Raw genomic sequence first — 25,424 nt, forward strand, 5'->3', positions numbered from 1 at the left:
ATTATTGATCAAAGAATTAAAAAAAAAGTTTTAAAGAACTTATCGAAAGTGAATGTTGTAAATATGAACAGTTAAAATTAAGACAATATAATAAGTCTGAATTAGAAATAATTAAGAGAAAAATTGTTAATGAAATTAGAATCGTTGACAGAATATGTCTTATATATCCTGGCAAAGCTAAATGTTTACATAAAGCTATATTGCAGTATAGGATATTAAGAAGAAAATTTAGATTACCTGTTAAAATTGTTATTGGGGTACAAAAATTCCCCTTTTGTTCACATGCTTGGTTAGTGTGGAAACAAGGAGATAAAGCAGTTTTTGAATTAAATGAAAATATTATTAGATATACAATAATTTTCGATTCTGATAATTTAATATAAAGGAGTGGAAGATGAAATGGTTTTTTAGTTATTTTTCTTTGAACAATATAAAATATAAATTAGATATAAGTAGCAAACTGGAATCATATTATGAAAAAAAAAGTAATGGTATTACTAACATATATTATAATGATAAATTTTACTACACAGAGTTTTTAACAAATAATAGTAAGAAAATTAATATTGATGAGGAGGAAGATATAATAATAATTGGTGATATTGAATTAGATAATATCGAGGAAATACTACAAAAAGAACAAATCGAGGAAAAATCAGAAACTACAATTCTAAAAATTCTTTACAAAAAATATGGAGATAAATTTTTAGATTATCTATATGGTAGATTTTCATTTCTAATCATAGATAATAATAAAAATGAAATTAAACTTATCAGGGATCAATTTGGTTTAAAACAATTATTTTATTATATAAATAATGAGGGTATAGCTTTATCAAATAATCTTTTTCTATTAAATGATTTTTATAATGAAACAAGAATTAGTAAACGCTACTTATCAAATTTTCTTCAGTATAATGGTATATGTGATTTTGAAGAAACACCTTATGAGAATATCTATCGGGTTAGAATGTCTGAACTAATAACATATAATTATTTAAATAAAAATTTGCAAAAACTGATTTATTGGAATTTAGAAAATTCTAATCCAGGTAAATATGAATTTAATATGTTAGATGAATTTAAAAATTTGTTATACCAAAGCACATATACAATGATAAGGGATATAGATAAAACAAGTTTAGCTTTAAGTGGTGGTGTAGATTCATCAGTTTTATTTTCCATTTTAGCCCCCAAAAAAATAGTAGCTTACAGTGCAGTATTTGATGAGGTTAAAAGTTGTGATGAGAGAAAGTATATAGAAAAATTAGCAGAAATGTATAAAGTAGATGATAAAATTAAATATGTATATAGTGACCAAAGCGGATTGTTAGAAGGTTTTCCAAATAGCTTTTTTTATACATCGGAGCCACATATTAATATATTAAACAAAAAATTTTCTGAAGAGTTATTTGAAAAAGCTTTAATTGATGGAAAAAATTATATGGTTGATGGTTTTTTTTCAGATCATATACTAACTGGAACAATCTTATATTTATTAGATAATTTAAGTTTAAAAAATGGTTTTAATATTATAAAAGCTATAAATACTTTTGCTTTTAGTCAAAATGTAAGTTTTTGGTTTGTAGTCAAACAATATCTTGTAAAAGCTAAAATGGATAATTTATATATTCCCGAGATTGATTATAAGATAAGTAAAGCATTTCATGAAAAAATAAAAAATGCAAAAAAATTTAATGGTAAAGATATAATTATTCAAATTATATCATCTATAACTAGAAATTTTGGAGATTTGGAATTGGCACCAAGATACCAAATTGAATGTATACATCCATTTGTAAACCGAAAAATAGTAGAATACTTGTACTACTTACCAGGAAATATGCGTTTACATAATGGAACACCTAAATACATATTAAGAGAGGCTTTTAGAAAAGATATTCCTCCTGAAATTATGGATAAAATTAATAAGACTCAGCATGTTGAATTGAGTCAAAAAGGTCTTAGAGAAAATTGGGGAGAGATATTTAATATCTTAAAAGAAGGAATTATTACGAAGTTAAACTTTGTGAAATTATCTAAAGAAGAATGGATTCAGTTGTTATTAGAATTCAGATCTGGACAAACATTTAATGATAATATTTTCATTTTAATAACTTTAGAATTATGGTTGAATAAAATTCAGAATATTTATGGAGAAATAGTTTTTTATTAAATTGAATAAAAGTTACTACAGAAAGTTAGGGATTTTTAATAATGAAATTTGTAACACCTTATATAGCAAAGTATGGAAATTCAAAAAATGTAATAAAAGGTAATTGTGGATTTGGGTTGGAAAATTTAACGCTTGATAAGACAGGCTCTTACTTACAAAGTGTATATGTTAAATTTTTTGATATTGATGAAAGCTGCATTAATAATATTTGTACAACAACATATACAAGGGGTTGTAGAATGGAAAGTAGATGTAACGGATCTAGCGATTGTTAGTTTATTATTAAACCTAATTAAATAAAAAAGAAAGGGCTTTCTGTAGTACTTTTATATATATGGAGAAAAATATGATAATTTATGTTTTATTTATATTCACAATATGCATTATTTTTACTACTTATAATTATAAGAAACTTTCTTTAAGAATTAATGTTATGAAGAATATGATTAATGTTGAAAATTTACAAATTGTTTTAGAAGAAGATATGAATTATTTCGTTATGATATCTGAAATGCAAAAATTTGAGATTGAACTATTTATGAAGTTATTGAAATATTATGGAGATGATAAACTAAAAGGATTACTTATAAATGTTGAGGAGTACAAAAATGCAGAAAAATATAAACCTAATTTTATTTGTGAATATAATATTAATATGCTCCCAGTAATAATAAGTAATGGTAAAAACGGATATTATGAGCTTATAGATCCACATAATTAATAATTTAGGGGTTAAAGGAATGTTAATAATATTACTACAAATTTTTTTACGAATTATTATAGTAATCATTTTTGCTAAAAATTTAAGAGGAAAACTGAGAGATATAGTTCCGTATTATTTAGCGATTACAGATTATTATATAAATTTTGGTGAAAAAAATCACAAAAAAATAGCATTATTTTTATTAACTTTAGAAATGAGTATTATTTTAGGAATGTTTTTTAATGAAATTATTACTTTAATTTGTATTTTAGGAATTGTTAATCAAATAATTTATTTATATTCTATGATTAATAATTACAATAAAAAAATGGCTAATACTTGTTCATGTTACATAGTTAATTTGCCACATGAAGTTAGTCTATTACCTATACTATATAATATTGGAATCATATATATATTTATTTTACTATTAATAATATAAAAGGTTAATATAAATTTTAGGAACTAAAAACAAATCAACCCCCCCTCAATGTAGATATCCCCTTAAACTAGTCTAGATTTAAATATAAAACTCATATCTCCAAATATATTATAAATTAAAAATTAAAGAAAGGAAAATATGATTATATGCAAATGAATATATCATATAAATAACTTATGAATAATATTTTTGATTTATCACTAGCAATTTCGCTGTTTTTATCAGGTGGACTTAAAATTGCGTACTTTAAATATACAAAAAACACTATCTTCAAACTTAATGTTTTCCCAGAAAAAATAGCACCTGCCATTTCAATACTTATGCCATTGTTTGAAATAAGTCAAAGCATCATCTTAATTTTGTATAACAATATGATAAGCTATTGTTTTATATTAGGATATTTACTGTTTTTTATTGCGCTAAATTTAAAAACATATAAAGGTGGTGAAAGTAAAGAATGTTGTTGTTATGGAAAATTAATTAAGTCAAAATTAGGATTAGGAGGACTTATACATTATTCATATTGGTTAATTATACTTTTTGGCTCTATAGCTGCATTAAAATATAACATTTTTATCTTTAATAACCTTAATTTTATGTATATATTATTTATAAGTTTAAGCATGGTGATAAATGGATTAATGATTAGAAGTACTATTGAAAGTGTAGAATAGGAGGTGGCAACTATGAATATTGAGTTGTTTTGTATTTTAGTATTTATTTTTCTGAGTCAGTTTATGACAAATTATATAGTTATATATATTAGTCGGAAAAAATCCTTAAACTTTATTGGACCTCAAATTAATCAAAGTATACCTAATATTATTAAGGATAATATTAATTATGATAATTCAATACTATTTTTCTTTGATACAAAATGTACAACTTGTCGAGAGGTTATTAAAGAAATTACTTATAGAGGCTTAGAACAAGAAAATATTAAATATGTTACATATGGTTCAGACGATATAATAAAAGAAATAAAAGAAAAATATAATATCTGTAATTTATATGTATTACCTGAAAAGACAATTAAAGAAACATTGAAAATAACTTTATTTCCTTTAGTTTTAAAATTAAAAGGAGATATTGTCAAGAATAAAGGAATTGCTTCATATGGTTATATCAGGGAGTTGATTGAAAATGAAAATTAATTTTTGGGGTAAAAAAGTAAATTCAGGTAGTTATAATATTTTAAAAATAATGATAAATAATAATAGAGTATCAACTTATGTATGGATTTTACTATCTATATTTATTGGTATAATACCTTCAATAAATGTAATTATGAATAAAAAATTAATTAATAATATATCCCATATTACAGCATATAAAGATAATTATTTTAAAAGTGCTATAATTATTTTAATAATAATGGCAGCAGTAAATGTATTATTAGAAATAATAACTAGTTTATCCGAGTATTTATATCAAAACTCTAAATCTTTATTATCTAGTATAATGGAAGAGAAGCTTTATAATACAATTTTGAAATATCCTATTGAAAAATTTGAATCTAATAATATTTACAATAAAATACTAATGGCAAGTCAGGCTATACAAATGAATAGCTTTGATATAATAAAATTAGTAATAGGAATTATGTCAAGTATTGTATCTTTATTATCAGTTTTCTTGGTATTATTCTCAATAAGCTGGTATTTACCGTTATCACTTCTTTTATCATCTATACCAAGTGGGATTGGAATAATTGTTATTAAAAAATATAGATATAAAATTCGTACAAGTATTTTAGAATATGCAAGGAAAAATCAATATCTTTCTTACTTATTTACTAAAAAAAATGCAATAAAAGAAATACGTATTTTTAATATTTCAAAGTATTTATTAGATGTATGGCGTAATCAGAAAAATAAATTAAGAAAAAAGGAAATGGATATATTAATTAAAGAAAATTATATGTCATTTATTGGGAAATTCGTAATTCAATTATGTATATCTTTAGTATCGATATATTTAATAAGTTTAATTTCATATTCTAGTATTACAATCGGAGATTATGTATCATTATTAACAGCAATGACATTATTCCAATCTTCTTTAGCTTCTATATCAGAGAATAGTGGAACACTGTATGAAATGGGAATTTATTTAGATGCTTTACTAGAAGTTATAAATGAAGATTTTGAGGAACCACCAATTATTAACACCAAAATTGATATTGATGAAATCCTTTCTATTAAATTAGAAAATATTAAGTTTAAATATCCGCAAGCAGAAAAATATGCATTAGAAAATATTTCTTTTGAAATAAATAAAGGAGATAAGATTGCAATAGTAGGTTATAACGGATCAGGAAAAACAACATTAATAAATATTATAATGGGATTATATACTAATTATGAAGGTAAAATAATCGTAAATAATAATGATTTAAATAACACATATAATAAACATAGTTATTATAAAAAGTTTTCTTGTATTATGCAGGATTTTATGAAATATGATTTAAGCCTTAGGGAGAACATAGCATTTGGAAATATTAATGAATTACATAATGACCTTAAACTAAAGGAGTTAATAAAAGAAACAGGATTATCTGATTATTTATCTTTTAAATTGGATGATGTTTTGTCCGTTCAGTACAAGGGAGGATTTGAGTTATCAGGTGGTGAATGGCAAAAGATTGCAATTGCAAGATCCATGATAAGTGATGCAGAAGTAATAATTTTTGATGAACCAACATCATCTCTTGACCCTATCTCAGAAGTGAAAATTTTCGAGCAATTTAATAATATAGCAAAAGATAAGACTAGTATAATAGTATCACATCGACTTGGAGTTACACAATTTTGTAACAAAATAATAGTTATGGATGCTGGAAAAATAGTTGAAATGGGATCTCACAAAGAATTGATGATAAAAAATGGGTTATACAAAACACTCTATACTATGCAGGCTAGTAAGTATCAAGTAAACAATAGTGAATTAAAAGAAATTATCTGAGTTCCGATAATGCTGAATAAAGGAGAGAATTTAATGTCGGAAGTATTGAGAGTAGAGGGTATATCAAAAAAATATGCCAATGGAGATGAGATAATAGAAGCTCTTAAAAATGTAAGTTTAACACTTCATAAAGGTGAAATTCTAGCCATAATGGGGAGTAGTGGTTCAGGTAAAAGTACTTTATTACATATACTTGGTGCGTTGGATGTTCCCGATGAAGGAAAAATATATTTGAATAATATTTATGAGAAAAACTATTGCAAAGAACCATATTCGACGCAAATCCGAAGCAAATATATAGGATTTGTATTTCAACAATTCAATTTGATAAACGATTTAACAGTTATTGAAAACATTTCTCTGCCACTTATTTTAGATGGCGTGGAAGATTCCTTAATTCATAAAATGGTAACAGAAAAATTAGAAATGGTAGATTTAATCGGAAAAGAACACAATAGACCATGTGAACTTTCAGGAGGGCAACAACAAAGAGTAGCAATTGCAAGAGCAATCATAACTAATCCTAAAATACTATTAGCAGATGAGCCTACTGGTAACTTAGATTATAATACAGCAAAAGACATAATGAGTTTATTTATTAAAATGAATAATGAACTTAAGCAAAGTACTATTATTGTTACCCATGATCCCATGGTTGCATCATATGCAGATAGAGTCTTGTTTTTTCATGATGGGATATTAAAAAATGAATATCAAACGAATAATACTGATACAGATATTGATGAAATTATAAATTTATTTCGCAATCTTGTTACTAGATAATTAGAATTGGAAAGTGTGGTAAATTAATATATGAGAAATTTAAGTTACATAAGTAGGCGTTTCATAATAAACAGCAAAACTCTAACATTTTCTTGTATTGTTAGCATATGTATTGCTTTAATACTAATCTTATCAATGGCTAATTTTTCAGTTAGTATTAATAAATCCTATACCGAAAATTTACATAAAGAATATGGTGATTTTGATATGCTGCTTACATATGAAAATTATCAGGATATATCTCAAGAGATTGTTAATGATATAAAAACGATAAATGGAGTGAATAAAACTGCGCAAGGCAGAACAAGTGATCAACTAAAAATTAAAAGTAATAATGTGTATGCCTTAGGTGTAGAAGATAATGATATGATGAAGAGCAGATATCATTATAATATCTCATTAAATGATAATGTAATAGTTATAAATACTGTGTTAGCAGACATTTTACAATGTAAAGCAGGTGATAGCTTTAAAATTTCAGGAGTTAATATCCAGGTTAAAGAAATTATAAAAAATGGCACATTATCAAATACTAGAGTGGCCATGGCAATAATGTCATTAGATACTCTTGCTAAATTAACTGGAGAAAGTTCACAAGCTAATTTTTTAATGATAAAAGCAAAGAAAGGAGTGGAAATTAATCAATTATCAAATGAAATATTACGAATAGATTCAGAGCTTAAGCCTAATATAGTCGAAAAAGATCCTTTCTATAAAAAATCTATAGAGTCTTTTACTATTTTCATAATAGCTTTAATTTTATCAGTGGTAATAGTTGTTTCACTATTTCTCATTAGCATATTCAGAGGCTTTCTGTATAAATATCACCATGACATGGCAATATTACGTGCTATTGGAGGTAAACCTAAACAAATCGTTGAAATATTTGCTTATGTTGCAATATTTTTAAGTGTTTTAGCGGGGATTTTGGGTTACTTCATTACATATTTAATGAATAAAACTATTTATAGCAAGGTTTTTAGTAAGATGGATTTTATTGATAGTAAAGTCAAATTCTACTTATTATACTCCTTAGGGCTGACTGTGCTAATTATAGTCATAATATTATTTGTATTGGTATTCTCAATGTTAAAAAGTGCAAAAGTATTACCTATCGTAGCGATTCAACAAAATGAAATAGCTAAGATAGGGAAAATAAAAACAAAAAAGCAAAAAATAAAGAGAAAAAATTTAAATCATTTTATAAAGTTTATTGATAGAGATTTGTATATTGCTATTAAAATGATATCTGCAAAGATGAAAGAAAATATAACGATTATTTTAACGATCATGATGATAATTGTTCTTTCTTTCGTTGGTTCCAGTTTAAGCAATATTATAAAAGCTAACAATAGTAATTATTTGAAAAATCAATATCTAACAGATATTGTAGTTTCAAGCAGTTCATTTTTAAGCTATTCAGAAACTATGCAAATATATGAGAATATGAAGAATGGGAAAGACTTAAAAGTCTCTATTGTTTTAACTAATGGTGATAAAATGACAATAGGGGGGCAGCCAATATCCTATTTAATGGCTGATCTTGCTGCTATGGAAGGACAAGGTATTATAAAAAATAAGATTCAGGATAAAAACAGATTAATTATAAGCAAAGAGTTAGCAAAGAAACTAGGGGTAAAAGTTGGGGATTATATTGATGTAATAACACCTGGTAAGTATAAATATGATCAGAATGGTTTTAGATTAGGTTTTCTAGAGAAGCCTACTAAACATAAATTGGGGGTAAGTTCAATAGTATCAAGAGAGAAATTATATTATAGAGATGCTTATGTAGATATACAGCTTAATGATTTCTTGCAGGATATGATGGGAATGAATTGTATATATATTTCCGGAAACTTAGAAATAGCAAATAATCTATTACAGGACTTAAAAATAAAATACCCCAATATTGTATGGTCAAACTACAATGAGATGGTTGCCAATAGTAATAAGGCTATAAATCAAAGGTATGCAATGTTTGAAGTTGTAACAGGAGCATTAGTTGTTGTTGCTGGTCTTGGATGGTTTACATCAATCAGAAGTATTATTCTATCAAGGAAAAGAGAATATTGTATATTAAGAATACAAGGTGTTTCAACAAGAAGATTAAAAAAAATAATTAGTATTCAAATATTATTATACCTGTTCGCTGGTATAATAGGAGGTGTTCTTATAGGGTCAGCTTTCCTATTTTTAATCTTGTATAGAGAAGTAAAGATATTAACTCTTCTTATAGATTGGAGATTAACATTTGTTATAGTTCTCTATTTATTATTTCTATGTTTACTTCTTATTCCTTTAGTAAATAAGATCAGTAGCGGAAAATCGGTCATTCGTGATTTTGTTAAAGTATAATATCGGAATCCTACTAAATTTATGTACGATTAATTTGAGTTCAAGCTAAATTAATTTCTCAACGGCCTCATCAGTGGTATAACACTGATGAAGCCGTTAAGTTCGTCTGTATAGATCTTTACCATATTGATATTGCAGTTTGGACCTAATTTCAACAGTAAACTACTTTCGCGAATGATTAAGATGCTGCAGGAATATGATGAAACAGCAGATATGTATAGGAGTGTATATAAAGTGGATACAGCCATTAACAATACCGCTATTATAAATACAGCCATTGCCCCTTTAAGAAAAGACCCTGACAGAAGAGGTGAACTCACAGACGAAGATTTCTATGGGGAAAAGGTTATTATTCTTAGTGAAGTGAAAAATGGATTTAGTTATATCAGAACCGATTATGGCTATGAGGGGTTCGCGTTAAATTGCAATCTGATACAGGACGAATGCAAGGTAAGGGAATGGGAGGATTCTTATAAAATGGTTGTAGTGAATTCTTTTGCAGATATAGTTGCTGTTCCCTCCGTCAGAGGTGAGATTCTGATAACCCTGTGCAGAGGTGCCTTAATTTCAGTACTGGGAGAGGCAGATTCGCAAGGATATGTACAGGTAAGGTTGGTGAATGGTGTAATCGGATATATCAAAATTAGTTTATTGGGAAGGTATAAAGTGGATTATTCACTGGAAATGGAAGATAAATTGAGGTATGATATCATACAGACAGCACTTTCGTATATGGGTTGTCAGTATCGTTGGGGCGGGAAAAGCCCACTGGGATTAGATTGTTCGGGGCTTACCTTTATGGCTTATCAAATGAATGGAATAACGATATACCGTGATGCCTCCATCAAAGAAGGATATCCGATCAAACCCATACCGCCGGATCAAAAAAAACCTGGGGATTTACTGTTTTTTGGCGGACATGTGGCAATGTATCTGGGAGAAGATAGGTATATTCACTCTACAGCCAGAAAGGGCAGTGACGGTGTGGTGATTAACAGCCTTAACGCAGAGGACCCCTTATACAGGGAGGACCTTGCTATGCGGTTAATAGAGGTTGGAAGTATATTCTCATAATTATAGATCAATAGATGATCATGTTCTGTAAATACTCCAGTGTTTTCGGTATCTGAGAGAAATTATTATTTAAAAGAAAGCATGTGAAAAGGTTGAATAATATGATTTAATAAGTGTAATAGAGTATATGCAAGAATAAAAGGGATAACTGCCCGGAAAGAGGAATGGATGAAAATAATAGATATGCATTGTGATACCATATCAGAATTATTTGCAAGAATAAAAGAAGGAAGAGCTGATACGCTGGCAAAAAGTGAACTGCATCTTGATATAGAGAAGATGAAAAAAGGAGATTACCTTCTGCAGAATTTTGCGATGTTCGTCAATCTGAAAGAGCGGGAGGATGCCCTTTTCTATTGTTTGGAGTTAATTGATCTCTATTACGGACAAATGAAACTGAATGAAGATGTGATAGCGCCGGTCTTTTGTTATAATGATATTGAAGAAAACAGAAAAAATGGAAAGATGTCGGCTATGTTAACCATAGAAGAGGGAGGAGTAACCAGAGGAAGCCTTGCCCATCTGAGGAACTTCTACCGATTGGGAGTAAGAATGCTGACACTAACCTGGAATCATGAGAATGGTATTGGTTATCCCAATATTACTGTACAGGACGGCAAGGTTGATTGGCATAAGCCTAATACAGTAAACGGACTAACAGATTTCGGAGTAGAATTTGTGCAGGAGATGGAAAGTATGGGAATGATTATCGATGTATCCCATTTGTCAGACGCAGGCTTTTATCAGGTTCTTGAGCACACAACAAAACCATTTGTGGCAAGCCATTCCAATGCCAGAAGCATCTGTCCCCATGTAAGGAATTTAACCGATGACATGATTTATAAGTTAGCCAGCAGAGGCGGCGTTACAGGAATGAATTTTTACCCGGTTTTTCTTGGGGAGGATGAAAATGCCGGAACAATTTCTGCTATTGTAAAACATATATTACATATTAGAAATGTAGGCGGATACGAATGTATCGGCTTGGGTTCGGATTTCGATGGCATCCCGGGGCATGCCGAGCTAAGGGATGGTTCCTGTATGCCCCTTCTTGCAGAAGCCTTGAAAAAAGCAGGACTTTCCTATACTGAGATAGAAGCTATCTTCTATAAAAATGTATTAAAGGTGTATAAAGAATTACTTTAATAAAGTAAAAAATTACAAAATTGTTGAAATAACCGATGAAATTAACTGAGAGCAGTCTGTATTCTGTTCTATACTTTCTGAAAGAACTTGCCAGGTTTGCAGTGACCAGCTATATAAGTATTATCTGCAAATTTGGGAATGGGTCTTAAAGAAAGTATAAGAACGGGTGATGGACTGCTCTTTTATGTTCTGTTAACAGGTTAAAATACTCCTATAAAGTTAAATATATATTGTTGTGGAAAAATTGTTTAAAATATATAATTTTATACATATAAGAGAAATAAATGTAAACAAAATCACGAAATAATATAAAATAAATATAAGTCATATGTACTATTGTTCTAAAAAATAGAAGATAACAGGCAAATAAATATTGATTATCCATAGAAAATAAAATAATACTGATTAGAATGAATTCTCCATAAGTTTTTCAATTTGAGGGTTAATAATGGGACGTCCTTTATTAAATAAATAAAATTTAGGAGGGATTTAATTGAAAAAGTTTAAAAAAGCTTTTGGCATCATACTTACATTGTTTTTGGTGACATCAATGAGTTTGACCGGATATGCTGCAAGTGACCTTACACTGCCGTCGACTTCGGCTGCCTTTATTCGTTTTTATGTTGATAATAACGGCAATGATAGTAATACTGGCAGTAAAGCGGCTCCCTTTAAGACAATACAAAGGGCAAAAGAAGCAGTTAGAGCAGTGATTGCCGAAGGCAGCCTGCCGGAAGGCGGTGCTAAGGTATATCTTAGAGAGGGGACTTATTATATCTATGATTCCCTGGTTTTTGGACCGGAGGATTCAGGCTATGAAGATGGAAAGATTACATATACAGCATATCCGGGGGAAAATGTCAGGTTATCCGGAGCCAAGCCCATAGAACAAAGCTGGTTTCGTCCTATAAGCGAGGAGGAGAAAACCCCCATAATTGATCAGTCCGCTGCTGCTAATGTAGTAGTCGCAGATCTGAGAAAACATGGTATTACGGAGTACGGTGTACTAAACACAAGAGGTTATCATTACTTTAACAAGGGACAATATATGGCCTCAGAACTGATCGTAGACGGGGAGAATCAGACCCTTGCACGCTATCCGAATACAGGGACAATTCCGGTAAATAATAAAAATCTTTTACCGGACGAGCTGGCTTTTAAATATGACAATGACCGGCCAAATTACTGGGCGAATGCCAAGGATGCATGGATATGCGGTACGTTATCTATTAATTATGAAAATAATTATTACCCGATTCAGAAAATAGATACCGTTGAGAAAAAGATCAAGCTAAGAGAAGGAAAGATAAAGACCTATTATACCAACGGATGGTATTTTGCGGAAAATCTTTTGGAAGAGATAGACCAGAGCGGTGAATATTATATTGACAGAGATGCCGGCAAACTTTACTATCTTCCTCCCCAGGATTTTAATACAAAAAAATATAACATAGAGCTGTCCACCATAGGAAAACCCATATTTTACTTTAATGGAGCGAAAAATATAGAAGTAACCAATATGACCATCGAAGGCGGAAGAGGCTATGCGGCTTTGGGAACCACGAAGGATTATAAAATGATGACCTATGGCGAGTTCCTGATTAAAAATAATGTCACGAATCCGCTGATCTTTGATCCTGCGTCTACGAATTATCTCAAGCTTGCCAATCCCGCAAATTATCCGGAAGCTCAGGTATTTCCCGGTCATATTTGGGATGGCTTTTTGGATGACGGAGCGGGCGTGGAAGGAATTGCCTTCCGAAACTGCCAGATCCGCAATTTTGGACAAGGTGGTCTTATATTCAGAGGAACAAAGATTAAATTAGAGAATAATGAGATAAAGAATATCGGCGGAACAGGAATATTTTTGTCGGGAGGAGATTATGAAACCCTTACCTCCAGTGAGAATACGATAATCAGTAATACCATTCATAGAATTGGTTATCAGCACAGGGCATATAACCCGGCAATAGCTTTACAGGGAGTCGGGTGCAGGGTTGCATACAATGATATCTATGACGGTCCCCATTGTATTCTGAACTTTGGCGGAAATGACCATATTTTTGAATACAATAAAATTCACGATGCGGTAAAAGAATGTCTGGATATGGATGCTATCTATACGCGTAATGAAATCAGTCCTCAGCAGAGGGGATCCGTGTTCCGGAATAACTATATCTACAACATGGGAATTTATCCGGTAGGTGAATATACCAAGCAGTTTAACGTCTGCGGAATCAGAACGGACAATAATGGCCATGGGCTTCAGCTCTACAATAATATCTTTGCCAATATCGGCTCCGACAGAGCGAATAATGTTGTTGCGGTGAGAGCTCAGGGAACACGTAATATGGTAAAGGGTAATTTGTTTTTAGACTGTTCAGCTACCTATTGGGGATTTGACAACTATAAACCTGACATGACATGGAACACAGCAGATCCGGAAACCAACAGAAGACTGGAACTTGTCAGAACCTATGCCGCAAAGCCTGTTTATGCTGCCAAGTATCCGGAACTTTTGACTTTTGACCAGGAATTCTATGCAGCGGTAGCAACAAATGTATTTGATGAGAATCTGACTGTGAATCTTAAGTTCCCTCTGAGCCTGATTAACGGAACCCCCTTATCAAGCGGTGCCAGAGGTGCAAAAGAACTTATGCTTGGTACAAACAATATAGTTACGACCATAGATCCGGGATTTGTCGGATATACAAGCGGAAATTATGAGCTGCAGGACGGGCTTCCCTTATTTGAGCAAATGCCGTTTTTTAAAAACCACAGCATGGAGGATTATGGACCCAGGGAATTGTCTGCCAAAGTACAAACAGATACTTTAAGGGATTATGTATATAATCTGGATATCAAAGACAATCTTAAAAATCCACTAATTAAGAATCTGAATGCTGTTATGGAGTACCTGGATAGAGGCCAGTATAAGATGGCTTTGCTTGAGATGAAGGTGTTTATGGTAAAAGCCAGAATAATGGAACCGATGATAATCAACAAGGGGCAGTTAGAATATATTCTGGATGCGGGTATTACAATCTGTAAAGCTGTCTGGATGGAGTATCAGGGCAGTATTGCATACTCGGATGGAAAATCGAATAAAACAGATAGCCTTCTGAATACGCTGGAGAAGCTAAATGAGGTTCAGGATAAGGCGGATGTGTATGACGAAATTATAGAAAACATCAATGACATGACGAATTTAATTCAATAAAAACTTAATGGATTCAAAATTATGGGACTGCAGATCAATTGACTGCAGTCTTTTTAGTTCTCTGATGAAAGTGTTATCGCTGTTAATACAATGTTCCAATTCAATGCAGTACAATTCAATGCAGTACAAAATAAACAATAGAAAATAAAACAATAGAAAATAAAACAGTACAAAAAAACAGTACAAAATAAACAGGTTGGTTAAAATACTGCGGTTATGTTAAATATCTATTATTGTTCGGGATTTGTTGAAGAGATATAATGAATTACAGAAAGAGCAAGAATAATTATACAAAGTGACGGAAAGGTGTTAGAGCTTATGGCGAAAACAAGAAAGGAACAAGCAAATTTAACAATAAATAGGAAGAGCAGATGGAGGACCTTTAGAGATAATTTTGAACTGTCTGTAATGTTAGTCCCTGGTATTATCTTTTTTCTGGTATTTAGTTACCTGCCAATGCTTGGTGTTGTTATTGCGTTTAAAGATTATCGTAACAATTTGGGCATATTAGGGAGTAAGTGGGTCGGGTTTCGGAATTTTAAATTCTTCTTCACATCTCAGGATGCCTGGAGAATTGCCAGAAATACCATTGGATATGGCTTAGCATTTATAATATTGGGGATTATTTGTTCTGTAGCCATAGCAATACTTTTATATGAAATAAAAAATAGACTGGCACTAAAGTTTTATCAGACAACAATGATTCTGCCTCACTTTTTATCCTGGGTCATTGTCGGATACATTACTTATATTTTACTGGAACCCAATATGGGTATCTTAAATCAGATTCTTCAGTTTTTTGGAATGAAAAGTGTTGATTGGTATCTGGAACCCAAATACTGGGTCATTATTCTGCCGATCGTTAATGTTTGGAAAACTGTCGGGCTAAACTGTATTATGTACTACGCAGCTTTAATGGGCATAGATGAACAGCTCTTTGAAGCAGCAACGGTGGATGGAGCCAGCAAATGGAAACAAATCCGCTATATAACCATTCCCTCCCTGGTTCCATTAATGATTGTACTTACAATACTCCATGTTGGGAATATTATCAAAGGTGATTTCGGACTTTTCTATAATATACCCCGCAATGTTGGTCTGCTTTATCCCACCACCGATATCATTGACACATACATATATCGTGGACTTCAGACCGGTGATGATATTGGTATCACCACAGCGGTTGGTCTTTTCCAGTCATTTGTCGGATTGATTATGGTAGTAACTACGAATAAGATTGTTAAGAAGATTTCTCCAGAAAATTCACTGTTCTGATAATATAGCGTGCATTAGCGCATTTTTCGAAAGGCTAATGAGCACAGAGTTAGGAGCCAAGAGTGAAAGATAAATCTTTCACTCCCCCTGATTTTGTACGCGTGCTAAAGCACGCAGAAGGGAGCCAAATATGAAAAGCAAGAAAGCTAATATTCCTGTAAATATCTTTTTTATATTATTTTCATTGTGTTTTATAGTGCCGTTTGTATTGATTATATCTGCTTCTATTACAGATGAACATACACTATTAGCCAATGGATATAAGCTGTTTCCATCAAAGATTTCACTGGAAGCGTATAAATATGTTATGAAAAGCCCGGGACAATTACTGAATTCCTATAAAGTAACGATCATTTATTCCTTAATAGCCACTGTACTTAGTATGGTAGTTATGACTATGATGGCATATCCCTTATCGAGGGCGAGTTACAAATATAAAAAGCCCGTAACATTTTTTATTATTTTCACAATGTTGTTTTCTGGAGGATTGATTCCTACTTATATATTAATGACCAAATATTTGCATCTGCAGGATAACATCTGGGTATACATACTGCCAAACCTGGCAAATGCATTTCACATTATCATAATCAGGTCTTTCTTCCAGGGATTACCGCCTTCACTCGTTGAATCTGCTAAGATTGACGGAGCCAGAGAGCTGCAGGTATTTTATAAAATTGTTCTTCCCCTGTCAAAACCGGTAATAGCCACAGTTTCCTTATTAAACTTACTGGCCAGGTGGAATGATTGGAATACTGCTTTGATTTATATCAGGAGTAAAAACCTGTATTCCTTACAGTATTTACTTCAACAGATATTAAGGGAAGTACAATTTATAAAAGATATGGCCGAGAGCTCACCGGTGGCCGGTGTCAGTATCAATCTTTCCAATTTACCTTCTGAAACCATAAGATTTGCCATGTGTATTGTTGCGGCCGGTCCTATGCTGATTATATTCCCGTTTTTTCAGAAGTATTTTGCGAAAGGTTTAACAGTAGGAGCGGTAAAAGAATAGAGGTTTACATTGAAAAAGGAGGGTATTTATGTTTAAAAGAATGAAAGTATTTGTGGTAATCTGCCTAATGTTCTCACTTGTTCTGTCTGGCTGCAAAAGCAGTAACTCATCTACAGAAACAGGAAAAACAAATAATACAGGCAAAGAGGCTACCGGAACAGCAACAGAAGGTGCCAAAGAGGCAGAACCGGTTACCTTAAAATGGGTATTTATGAGCCCGGGGGAACAAAAGGATGCCCAGGAAGTTTGGGATAAATTCAATGAAGAATTGCAGAAATATCTGCCGGGTACTACCGTTAAGTTTGAGGGGATAACCTCTGCGGACTATGCGGAAAAGTGGAAGTTAATCAGCGCCTCACAGGAAAATGTTGATATTGTATGGCATGGCTGGATGATTCCTTACGTAACAGAAGTTAGAAAAGGTTCTTATATGGAACTGGATGATTTAATTGCTAAGAATGCTCCTTCCCTCTTAAAAGAAATTCCGGAGAACATTCTGGATAAATCCAGAGTTGACGGTAAGCTCTATAGCATACCTTGCATGCAGCAGATGGTTTCCTATGTGTCCACCCTGCAATTTCCGGAAAAAATTTATGAGAAATACAAGGATAAGATTGATGTAGAAAAACTTGCTGCTTTATTTAGCTCCCATCAAAAAATGGATAAGAGCTTGTGGGATGAAATCGAGAAATACATTGTCATGATTAAAGACGGTGGGGATTTAAAGAAGGGTGTCTTCGGATTTGCCGATCATGTGGAAAAAGGCTACGAATGGATTCTGAATCCTTATAAAATCGATATTTACAGTGATGATTATACACCTATAAATCTTTACAGAACTCCCGAATATGAAACTTTTGTAAAGGTATATTCAGACTGGTACAAGAAAGGTTACATCCGTAAGGATATCTTGACAGCTGACAATGTATCACAGGATATCTACGAGGTTCGCGGCGGTGGAAATTACCTTGTAGGACAGGGATATTATCCGACCGAATCTGAAATAGCAACCAGTGAAGCAGCCGGTTCAACTGCTTATGTAAAGATTCCTTTTGATAACTCACATTATATTCCTTACACTGCTTCTGCTACCAATATGGCTATCTCCTCCAATTCAAAAAATCCGGAAAGAGCCATTCAATTACTTGAATTATTGAATACCGAAAAAGGAAAAGATTTATACAACCTGATGGTATATGGCATCGAGGGCAAACATTATAAGAAAATCAATGATCATGAAATTGAACCAATCGGATATACCTCACAGCCTACAGCAGACAGCCCTTACGGACAGTATAACTGGGCTATCGGCAATATATTCAATGGCTATGAGATTTACATGAAGGATAAACCTCTTACTCTTCAAAATGATTTTATCAAAAAAGTAAATGCAGCTGCAGCACCTTCCAAGCTGAAGGGCTTTACCCTGAATACCGATCCTATTAAAACTGAGCTTGCACAGGTTAATGCCGTAGTAGGTGAATATAAGACAACACTAAGCTCAGGAGCTGCACCGGATGCGGAAGCACTGTACAAGGATTTCGTTGATAAGCTGGTAAAAGCGGGCGATGATAAAATTGTAAAAGAAATTCAGCGCCAGATTGATGAGTGGCGTGCATCCAAATAAAGCAAAGTAAAATGATAACAAAATAAACGATGCATAATTCTCTTCTATGCTGTTAAGGTAAGCTTCATCAGCCTTAATGGCATAGAAGAATGTTATATTATAGATCCGGAAGACACATCGTTGAAACGGAGAGAGTATGAAAAAGCTTAATTTTGATCTTACGGTAGCAGGAGGAGGAATGGCCGGTATCTGCACAGCATTAGCAGCAGCCAGAAAAGGTCTGAAGGTATTATTGGTTAATGACCGTTCTGTATTAGGCGGAAATGCCTCTAGTGAAATCGGAATTCAGATTTCCGGTGCCAGTCATCTGGGCCTTAATCCTTCTATCTATGCGAGAGAAGGCGGAATTATTGAAGAAATCAGGCTTCGCATGTCAAAGTATGCAGTCGGAGGTGGTTATGACAAAGGAGCTTTGCTGGATGCCGTTTTTTTTGATTTAATCTATGAAAATAGTAATATTACCCTGTTATTAAATACCTCTGTGTATTCCTGTGAGGTGACAGAACGCAAAATTACGAGATGTTATGCAAGGCATATTGTTAGCAATGAGATCTTTGAGATTGAGAGTAAAATCTATGTGGATGCCACAGGAAATGGTGTTTTAGCCTATGAGGCAGGCTGCAGCTTCCGTATGGGACGGGAAGGAAAAGCGGAATACGGGGAAACCTGGGCACCGGATACAGCAGATAAATATACCATGGGAAATACGTTTTATTTTGAAACCGTTGACTGCGGGAGGGAGGTTACCTTCACACCACCGGAATTCGCCCATAAGGTAGCTGACATGGACTTTATAAAAGAGATACATAACCCGAAAAATTTCCGTAATATAACGGTAAAAGGAGCCCACTGGTCTCTGGAATACGGAGGACAGGTGGATGTAATTTATCAGAATGAGGAGATCGACTTAGAGCTTCGTAAGCTGATCTACGGTATATGGGATTATATAAAGAACAGCGGAAAATATCCGGAAGCAAAGAATTATTGTTTAAAAAGAATCTATACAAAGTCAGGTGCCCGAGAATCCAGAAGATTCCTGGGAGACTATGTGTTAACGGAAAATGATATTGAAAATAAGATCAACTTCGAGGATGCTGTGTGCATCGGCGGATGGCCTATGGATGTCCATGCAAACCTTGGGATTTATGACAGTGCTCCTGCCAGCAATTTTATTCCGGTTACTGGATTATATAATATTCCTATGCGGTCTCTCTACGCAAGAGATTTAGATAATCTGATGTTTGCAGGCAGAAATATCAGCGTAAGTCATATTGCCTTAGGCTCAACCAGGGTTATGGCAACCTGTGCTGCAATGGGTCAGGCGGTAGGAACTGCCGCAAAATACTGCATAGAACAGAATTTATCCCCACGAGAAGTGACAAAATTATATATAAAAGAATTACAGCAAACCCTTGTTTACGATGATCAGACGATACTAGGTGTAAACAGTCTTAACCCGGTTATGAAAAGCTTCAAAGCCTCCGCCACCAGTGAAAAAAAATATGAAAATGTAATAAGCAGCGGAAGCATAAAACTTGAAAATGATTACGGCTTGGCACTGATGCTTGAGACAGAGCATCTGGAGAGCATAAAACTTAAGATTAGAAATCAATCAGATACTACCCAGCTTCTGCGTTATAAAATACTGACAGGCGGTCATAAAGAAACCTTTTTACCGGAGAAAGTTCAAAAGGTAAGTGAAGTCTCCATACCGGAAGCATATGGTGGATGGTTTCAGCTTACAGTGAATGGGGACAGAGGAGAAGATGGAAAGCTGTATCTGATATTTGAAAAAAATCCTTCTCTTTCTCTTGAGGTTGCATCTCAAAGACCTATGGGTGCAATTACTCTTAGAATGTATACGGCTGAGAATTGTAAGGAATGTAATCATGACAGCATTCCGCTTTCGAAGGAAACCGGATATCTGTTTTTTGAACATCGGTATGACAGAGATAGAAACATCCTGTTTAAGGATATGGTTCCGGCTCAAAGATTATTTTCACCTGCAATGGCTCTGTCTCCTTTTACCAGACCTTATGGTATGCCGAATTTATGGATTGGGGCAGGAGAATTCCCGCAAACGTTGACTTTAACAGCAGAAGCACCTGTTGAGGCCAGTAAAGTAGCTATTATTTTTGACAGCTGCCTGGAAAATGAAACTAGTATGGATATGCCGGAAAGTCTGGTCAGAGATTTTGAACTGACAATTTATACGCAGGATAATCTTATTACAAAAAGAGTTCAGGATAATTGGAGGCGGTATCAGGTAATTGAGATTCCCAGAGCTCAGGTGAGCAAGATTGAAATCAAAGTAATAAGCAGCTGGGGAGCTGAGGCCGGAATCTTCGGTGTAAATTTGTTCTAACAGATGAAAGGTGTTTAAAGGAGAAATCATATGAATTACAGACAAGTCCATCTGGACTTTCATACCAGTGAAAAAATTGAAGGAATTGGTGAAGCCTTTCAAAAGGAACAATTTCAGGATGCCTTAAAAAGAGGGCATGTTAACTCAATTACCTTGTTTTCAAAGTGCCATCATGGATGGTCTTATCATCCTTCCAAGTGTAATGAGATGCACCCGAATCTGAAATTTGATCTACTGGGCGAACAAATAAAAGCGGCTCATGAAATCGGAGTAAAGACACCGGTATACCTGTCAGCTGGCTTTGATGAAAAGACCGCACGAAGACATCCGGAATGGGTGGTAAGAGAAAAGGATGATACCATGCTATGGACAAAGACCTTTCTGGAACCGGGGTATCATAAACTCTGTATTAATTCACCCTATCTGGAGGAGTTGTTAGAACAGATTCAGGAGGTTCTAACAAACTATGAGGCGGATGGAATCTTTCTGGACATTATAGGTGTTCAGCCCTGTTACTGTAAATATTGCAGAGAAGCTATGGAAGACAGAGGATTGGACCCTCTTAAGGAAGATGAGGTCAGACTCCTGGCTGAGAGCGTTTATGCTAATTATGCAAGAAAAGTGAGGGAGACAATCGATAGTATCAAACCAGGCCTTCCCTTGTTTCATAACGGCGGGCATATCAGGCGGGGCAGAAGAGACCTGGCAAATAAGAATACCCACTTGGAACTGGAGAGTCTGCCTACCGGAGGATGGGGTTATGATCATTTCCCCTTATCCGCAGCCTATGCGAGAACCCTTGGTATGGAATATCTGGGTATGACGGGAAAGTTCCATTTATCCTGGGGAGAGTTTGGTGGGTTTAAGCATCCCAATGCCCTGCGTTATGAAGCCGCTTTGTCGGCAGCAAACGGCGCAGGAGTTTCCATCGGAGACCAGCTTCACCCGTCAGGGGAAATGGATCCGGCTACCTATTCCCTCATTGGTAAAGCATATAAAGAATTAGAGGAGAAGGAACCTTGGCTTTATAAAGCACAGAATATAGCAGATATCGGCGTACTTTCAGGAGAGGCAGTTTGGGAAATGAACGGCGGGATTAAGGATACTACCTTAGACGAAGTTCAAAGAGCAGACGTCGGCGCCGTACGTATATTACTGGAGGGACACTATCTGTTTCACGTAATAGATACAAATGAGGATTTTGATCAGTATTCATTAATTCTGCTGCCGGATGTTGTTTTACTGGATGAAGAGAGTCGGGATAAGCTAAAGCAATATGTGGAGAAGGGCGGAAGGATTCTGGCAACCGGCAAGTCAGGCCTCGATAGGGACAAAACAAAATTCATGCTGGATTTTGGTGTTGATTTCCTTGGGGATAATCCATATAATCCGGATTATTTCAGACCTTCCTTTCAGGTACCTGATCTGGAAAATGCAGCTTTTGTTATGTACTCTCAGGGATATAACATTAAAAATATATCCGGAAGAGAGCTTGGAAGCCGTGAAAATCCATATTTTAACCGTACTTACAAAGCATTTTGCTCCCATCAGCATACTCCGTGCAGGAATGAAAAAGCAGGCACAGGCATGGTAAGGGGAAAGGACGGGATTTATATATCCTGGGAAGTTTTTCAGGATTATGCCACAAAGGGAAGTCTGATATTAAAACGCATGGTCCAATATGCCATCAATGAACTCATAGAAGAAAATCTGACCTTAAAGACCACTCTTCCTGCCCAGGGGATAGCGACGGTAACGAAGCAAATAAATCGATATATTGTTCATTTGTTATATGGAGTGCCGGTTAAACGTGGTTTAAACACAGAAGTTATAGAAGATATACAGCCTCTTTATAATATACAGGTTCAGTTGAAAGTGAAAGAGAAGGTAAGGAGAACATATCTGGCGCCTCAGGGAACGGACCTGGAATATCAGGTGAAAGATGGGGTGGTTAATATCGTTGTTCCGGAAGTAAATTTGCATCAGATGCTTGTATTAGAGCATTAGAACTTCGGATGTTACAAAAGGGATATCCGGGAAGATGGCGCTGTAAACTAGAAGGACAGCAAAGCAAACACAGAGAAAGAAGGACAGTGTATGAATTACAAGGTTTATGTAAATGGAAAAAGTACAAATATCTGCACCGCCAAGGTATTTCCCATGCCATACAATGAAGTACAGGAAGTGGAGTATACCAGCTTCCAGATGAGCCAGCCGGTAGATTTACGCATTGAATCAGAAGCTTTATTAGAGAATGTTATCATACGGCCCTTAAGCTTAGGATTAGAGTATACTTACCGGGAACATGAAATAGTAATCCATCTGGAGAGAGCAGCAAAGTTCTCTGTTGAGATAAACGGCACTTATTATAATAATCTGCTGGTATTTGCAGAAGCTATGCAATATGAAGAGTTTGATAAATATGCCGGGAATGTCATGTATTTTGAACGCGGGATTCATACGGTGGATATACTTACGATCAATAAGGATAATACAATTGTTTACCTGGAAGAAGGCGCTTTTCTAAATGGTAAGATTGATTTGGACCATTGTAATAATGTTACCATCTGCGGGTATGGAACAATAAGCATGGAAAAATATCCACTGGAGGTACGTAATATCTATCACCGCTGTGTGGATGCTATGCATTGCACGAAGGTCTGCATTAAAGATATTACAATTACCGACAGCAACGACTGGAGTTTAAGAATCTTTGGCTGCGAGGACGTATTAATCGACAATGTAAAAATCTTCGGCTGCAGGGGGAATTCCGATGGAATCGACATCTGCGGCTCCAGGAATGTACTCGTGCAGAATGTATTCACGAGAGTATGGGATGATTCCCTGGTAGTAAAGGCTTTTAATACAGGTGATCTTGAGAATGTTACTTTTAAGGATTCCATTCTTTGGAATGATTTTGCAAGACCAATAGAAGTAGGGGTTGAGCTTCGGGCGGAAAAGGTTAGTAACGTACGGTTTGAGAATATTGATATTATTCATTCTCCTACCGGTTATCCCTTAATGGGAATCCATCATGGAGACCGGGCTGAGATATCAGACATTCACTTTGAAAACATTCGGATTGAAAATGCACCGGGAGCACAGCTCTTTGATATCCGGATTCGGGACTCCTTCTGGAATAGAGATAAGGAAAAAGGAAACATAAAGGATATCTATTTTAAGAATATTCATTATATCGGAAATCCCGGTTCAGATTTACTGCTGTCCCGCTCCCGGTTACAGGGATTAAGTGAAGCGTCGGCTATCCATAATATATTCTTTGAGAATATCAATATACTTGGCAAAATTGCCGGCAACGAAAGAGAATGCGGACTCTCAGTAATGGAGTATGTGGAGAATGTGGTATTCTGCTCGGATGAACAAACAGAGAGGATGAACCTTTTAGAGACCGGAATAGAAATACTGGATGATTTCGTCCTGACGGATAACGGTTCTTACAAAGGCAGAGTCCGGGTAAATATAAATAACACCGGAGAGAAGGATCAGCTTACTGCGTTTTGGCTTCAGATTTCTCCTGCTCATATGGGAGCGTATAAGCGTGAGGCAGAAAGACTTGCAATAAAAGCAGGTGAGAGAAAGTGCTTTGATTATGATGTCAGTCTGCCCCCCGGAAAATATGTAATAGCAATTCAATCCCATGATGCAAATGTCAGTTATGCATGGAAGTTCCTGCAGTTAGACTGGATACTCTGGGAGGGAAGGGAGTTAGAAAAAGCCACTGAGCTGGAATTTATAAATTACTATAATATCAGAACCAAGGGCTTAAAAGCCACAATCTGCAAGGGAGAGCTTGTCCTACAGTCGGATATTTTAAAAGATGAAAAGAATTCATTGGTTTTATATACTGCACAGCCAGTAGAAAGACGGGAAGAAGAAGTGGTATTTTCCGTTGAAGAGACGGATTTTGGTGTTGTACCCGCTGTAATCAGCGGAAAGCATGAATTGGAACCAGCTCCCCAATTACGCTGCCCGCTAGAGATAACCCTGGTATTTAAGAATGAGCCTAAAGTGAAGGAAATCAAAAAAATCGTCCTAGACGGAGGAGGGAATGGAATAATATCAATCCCGCTGACAGACCTTGGACTTACTACAGAAACAAAGCATTTCTGGATGGAAATAGAAGCTAAAACAGAAGAAGTCTCAAAGTATAGATACCCTTATACTATGTTTCATTCGGTAACACCGACTACGAGTGCCCACATGTTTGCTAATGTGGTAATAACGACAGATACAGTTATGAACAGATAAAAAA

18 protein-coding genes are annotated in these 25,424 nt (G+C 34.2%); all 18 read left to right on the top strand.

Translation table 11 applies throughout. The annotated features are described in order from the left end of the window. Positions 1 to 122: 122 nt before the first annotated feature. The 18 genes from bsdcttw_RS25470 to bsdcttw_RS07155 all read left to right on the top strand — a co-directional run bounded on the left by bsdcttw_RS25470 (position 123) and on the right by bsdcttw_RS07155 (position 25,420). On the top strand, positions 123 to 383 hold the full coding sequence (locus tag bsdcttw_RS25470) for a lasso peptide biosynthesis B2 protein (RefSeq protein ID WP_408626505.1): 261 nt from the start codon (positions 123 to 125) through the stop codon (positions 381 to 383). Between the two features lie 11 nt (positions 384 to 394). Next, positions 395 to 2,176 carry an asparagine synthase-related protein gene (locus bsdcttw_RS07075; RefSeq protein ID WP_185258677.1) on the top strand — a complete coding sequence of 594 codons (1,782 nt, stop codon included), beginning with the start codon at positions 395 to 397 and terminating at the stop codon, positions 2,174 to 2,176. Positions 2,177 to 2,522: 346 nt separating this feature from the next. Beyond that, entirely contained in the window at positions 2,523 to 2,897 is a 375-nt protein-coding gene (locus bsdcttw_RS07080; RefSeq protein ID WP_207726505.1) for a hypothetical protein, read from the top strand. Between the two features lie 19 nt (positions 2,898 to 2,916). Next, positions 2,917 to 3,321 (top strand): hypothetical protein, encoded by a 405-nt coding sequence (locus bsdcttw_RS07085; RefSeq protein ID WP_185258679.1) that lies wholly within the window; start codon positions 2,917 to 2,919, stop codon positions 3,319 to 3,321. A gap of 176 nt (positions 3,322 to 3,497) precedes the next feature. Further along, entirely contained in the window at positions 3,498 to 3,995 is a 498-nt protein-coding gene (locus bsdcttw_RS07090; RefSeq protein ID WP_185258680.1) for a MauE/DoxX family redox-associated membrane protein, read from the top strand. Positions 3,996 to 4,007: 12 nt separating this feature from the next. Beyond that, entirely contained in the window at positions 4,008 to 4,475 is a 468-nt protein-coding gene (locus bsdcttw_RS07095; RefSeq protein WP_185258681.1) for a hypothetical protein, read from the top strand. Next, positions 4,465 to 6,288 (top strand): ABC transporter ATP-binding protein, encoded by a 1,824-nt coding sequence (locus tag bsdcttw_RS07100; RefSeq protein WP_185258682.1) that lies wholly within the window; start codon positions 4,465 to 4,467, stop codon positions 6,286 to 6,288. The genes bsdcttw_RS07095 and bsdcttw_RS07100 overlap by 11 nt, the downstream gene beginning before the upstream one ends. A 33-nt stretch (positions 6,289 to 6,321) precedes the next feature. After that, positions 6,322 to 7,071, top strand: coding sequence for an ABC transporter ATP-binding protein (locus tag bsdcttw_RS07105; RefSeq protein ID WP_185258683.1), 750 nt, complete (start codon positions 6,322 to 6,324; stop codon positions 7,069 to 7,071). Positions 7,072 to 7,101: 30 nt separating this feature from the next. Then, positions 7,102 to 9,429, top strand: a complete 2,328-nt coding sequence (locus tag bsdcttw_RS07110) for an ABC transporter permease (RefSeq protein ID WP_207726506.1) — start codon at positions 7,102 to 7,104, stop codon at positions 9,427 to 9,429. 183 nt (positions 9,430 to 9,612) lie between these two features. After that, positions 9,613 to 10,503 carry a C40 family peptidase gene (locus bsdcttw_RS07115; RefSeq protein WP_207726507.1) on the top strand — a complete coding sequence of 297 codons (891 nt, stop codon included), beginning with the start codon at positions 9,613 to 9,615 and terminating at the stop codon, positions 10,501 to 10,503. 168 nt (positions 10,504 to 10,671) lie between these two features. Further along, the gene (locus bsdcttw_RS07120; RefSeq protein ID WP_185258686.1) at positions 10,672 to 11,649 is read left to right on the top strand and encodes a dipeptidase; all 978 of its coding nucleotides are present in this window, start codon (positions 10,672 to 10,674) and stop codon (positions 11,647 to 11,649) included. Positions 11,650 to 12,142: 493 nt separating this feature from the next. Further along, positions 12,143 to 14,869, top strand: coding sequence for a right-handed parallel beta-helix repeat-containing protein (locus tag bsdcttw_RS07125; protein ID WP_185258687.1), 2,727 nt, complete (start codon positions 12,143 to 12,145; stop codon positions 14,867 to 14,869). Positions 14,870 to 15,187: 318 nt separating this feature from the next. Continuing rightward, positions 15,188 to 16,144, top strand: a complete 957-nt coding sequence (locus bsdcttw_RS07130; protein ID WP_185258688.1) for an ABC transporter permease — start codon at positions 15,188 to 15,190, stop codon at positions 16,142 to 16,144. Positions 16,145 to 16,274: 130 nt separating this feature from the next. Next, positions 16,275 to 17,159: a carbohydrate ABC transporter permease gene (locus tag bsdcttw_RS07135; RefSeq protein WP_185258689.1), complete on the top strand. Its 885-nt coding sequence runs from the start codon at positions 16,275 to 16,277 to the stop codon at positions 17,157 to 17,159. A 28-nt stretch (positions 17,160 to 17,187) separates the two neighbouring features. Beyond that, positions 17,188 to 18,786 (top strand): ABC transporter substrate-binding protein, encoded by a 1,599-nt coding sequence (locus bsdcttw_RS07140; protein ID WP_185258690.1) that lies wholly within the window; start codon positions 17,188 to 17,190, stop codon positions 18,784 to 18,786. Positions 18,787 to 18,922: 136 nt separating this feature from the next. Continuing rightward, complete coding sequence (locus bsdcttw_RS07145; RefSeq protein ID WP_185258691.1) at positions 18,923 to 21,151, top strand: FAD-dependent oxidoreductase; 2,229 nt, start codon at positions 18,923 to 18,925, stop codon at positions 21,149 to 21,151. Positions 21,152 to 21,181: 30 nt separating this feature from the next. Beyond that, positions 21,182 to 23,158, top strand: coding sequence for an alpha-amylase family protein (locus bsdcttw_RS07150; RefSeq protein ID WP_185258692.1), 1,977 nt, complete (start codon positions 21,182 to 21,184; stop codon positions 23,156 to 23,158). A 90-nt stretch (positions 23,159 to 23,248) separates the two neighbouring features. Next, positions 23,249 to 25,420 (top strand): glycosyl hydrolase family 28 protein, encoded by a 2,172-nt coding sequence (locus bsdcttw_RS07155; RefSeq protein WP_185258693.1) that lies wholly within the window; start codon positions 23,249 to 23,251, stop codon positions 25,418 to 25,420. Positions 25,421 to 25,424: the final 4 nt, after the last annotated feature.

The sequence above is a fragment of the Anaerocolumna chitinilytica genome (assembly GCF_014218355.1).
GTDB classification, from domain to species: domain Bacteria; phylum Bacillota; class Clostridia; order Lachnospirales; family Lachnospiraceae; genus Anaerocolumna; species Anaerocolumna chitinilytica.

Excerpts from the sequence above, each read along its gene's own strand:
- bsdcttw_RS07075 (WP_185258677.1), top strand. The coding sequence starts at position 395 with ATGAAATGGTTTTTTAGTTATTTTTCTTTGAACAATATAAAATATAAA.
- bsdcttw_RS07105 (WP_185258683.1), top strand. The coding sequence starts at position 6,322 with ATGTCGGAAGTATTGAGAGTAGAGGGTATATCAAAAAAATATGCCAAT.
- bsdcttw_RS07090 (WP_185258680.1), top strand. The coding sequence starts at position 3,498 with ATGAATAATATTTTTGATTTATCACTAGCAATTTCGCTGTTTTTATCA.
- bsdcttw_RS07155 (WP_185258693.1), top strand. The coding sequence starts at position 23,249 with ATGAATTACAAGGTTTATGTAAATGGAAAAAGTACAAATATCTGCACC.
- bsdcttw_RS07115 (WP_207726507.1), top strand. The coding sequence starts at position 9,613 with ATGCTGCAGGAATATGATGAAACAGCAGATATGTATAGGAGTGTATAT.
- bsdcttw_RS07085 (WP_185258679.1), top strand. The coding sequence starts at position 2,917 with ATGTTAATAATATTACTACAAATTTTTTTACGAATTATTATAGTAATC.
- bsdcttw_RS07120 (WP_185258686.1), top strand. The coding sequence starts at position 10,672 with ATGAAAATAATAGATATGCATTGTGATACCATATCAGAATTATTTGCA.
- bsdcttw_RS07080 (WP_207726505.1), top strand. The coding sequence starts at position 2,523 with ATGATAATTTATGTTTTATTTATATTCACAATATGCATTATTTTTACT.
- bsdcttw_RS07110 (WP_207726506.1), top strand. The coding sequence starts at position 7,102 with ATGAGAAATTTAAGTTACATAAGTAGGCGTTTCATAATAAACAGCAAA.
- bsdcttw_RS07150 (WP_185258692.1), top strand. The coding sequence starts at position 21,182 with ATGAATTACAGACAAGTCCATCTGGACTTTCATACCAGTGAAAAAATT.
- bsdcttw_RS07100 (WP_185258682.1), top strand. The coding sequence starts at position 4,465 with ATGAAAATTAATTTTTGGGGTAAAAAAGTAAATTCAGGTAGTTATAAT.
- bsdcttw_RS07135 (WP_185258689.1), top strand. The coding sequence starts at position 16,275 with ATGAAAAGCAAGAAAGCTAATATTCCTGTAAATATCTTTTTTATATTA.
- bsdcttw_RS07095 (WP_185258681.1), top strand. The coding sequence starts at position 4,008 with ATGAATATTGAGTTGTTTTGTATTTTAGTATTTATTTTTCTGAGTCAG.
- bsdcttw_RS07140 (WP_185258690.1), top strand. The coding sequence starts at position 17,188 with ATGTTTAAAAGAATGAAAGTATTTGTGGTAATCTGCCTAATGTTCTCA.
- bsdcttw_RS07145 (WP_185258691.1), top strand. The coding sequence starts at position 18,923 with ATGAAAAAGCTTAATTTTGATCTTACGGTAGCAGGAGGAGGAATGGCC.
- bsdcttw_RS07130 (WP_185258688.1), top strand. The coding sequence starts at position 15,188 with ATGGCGAAAACAAGAAAGGAACAAGCAAATTTAACAATAAATAGGAAG.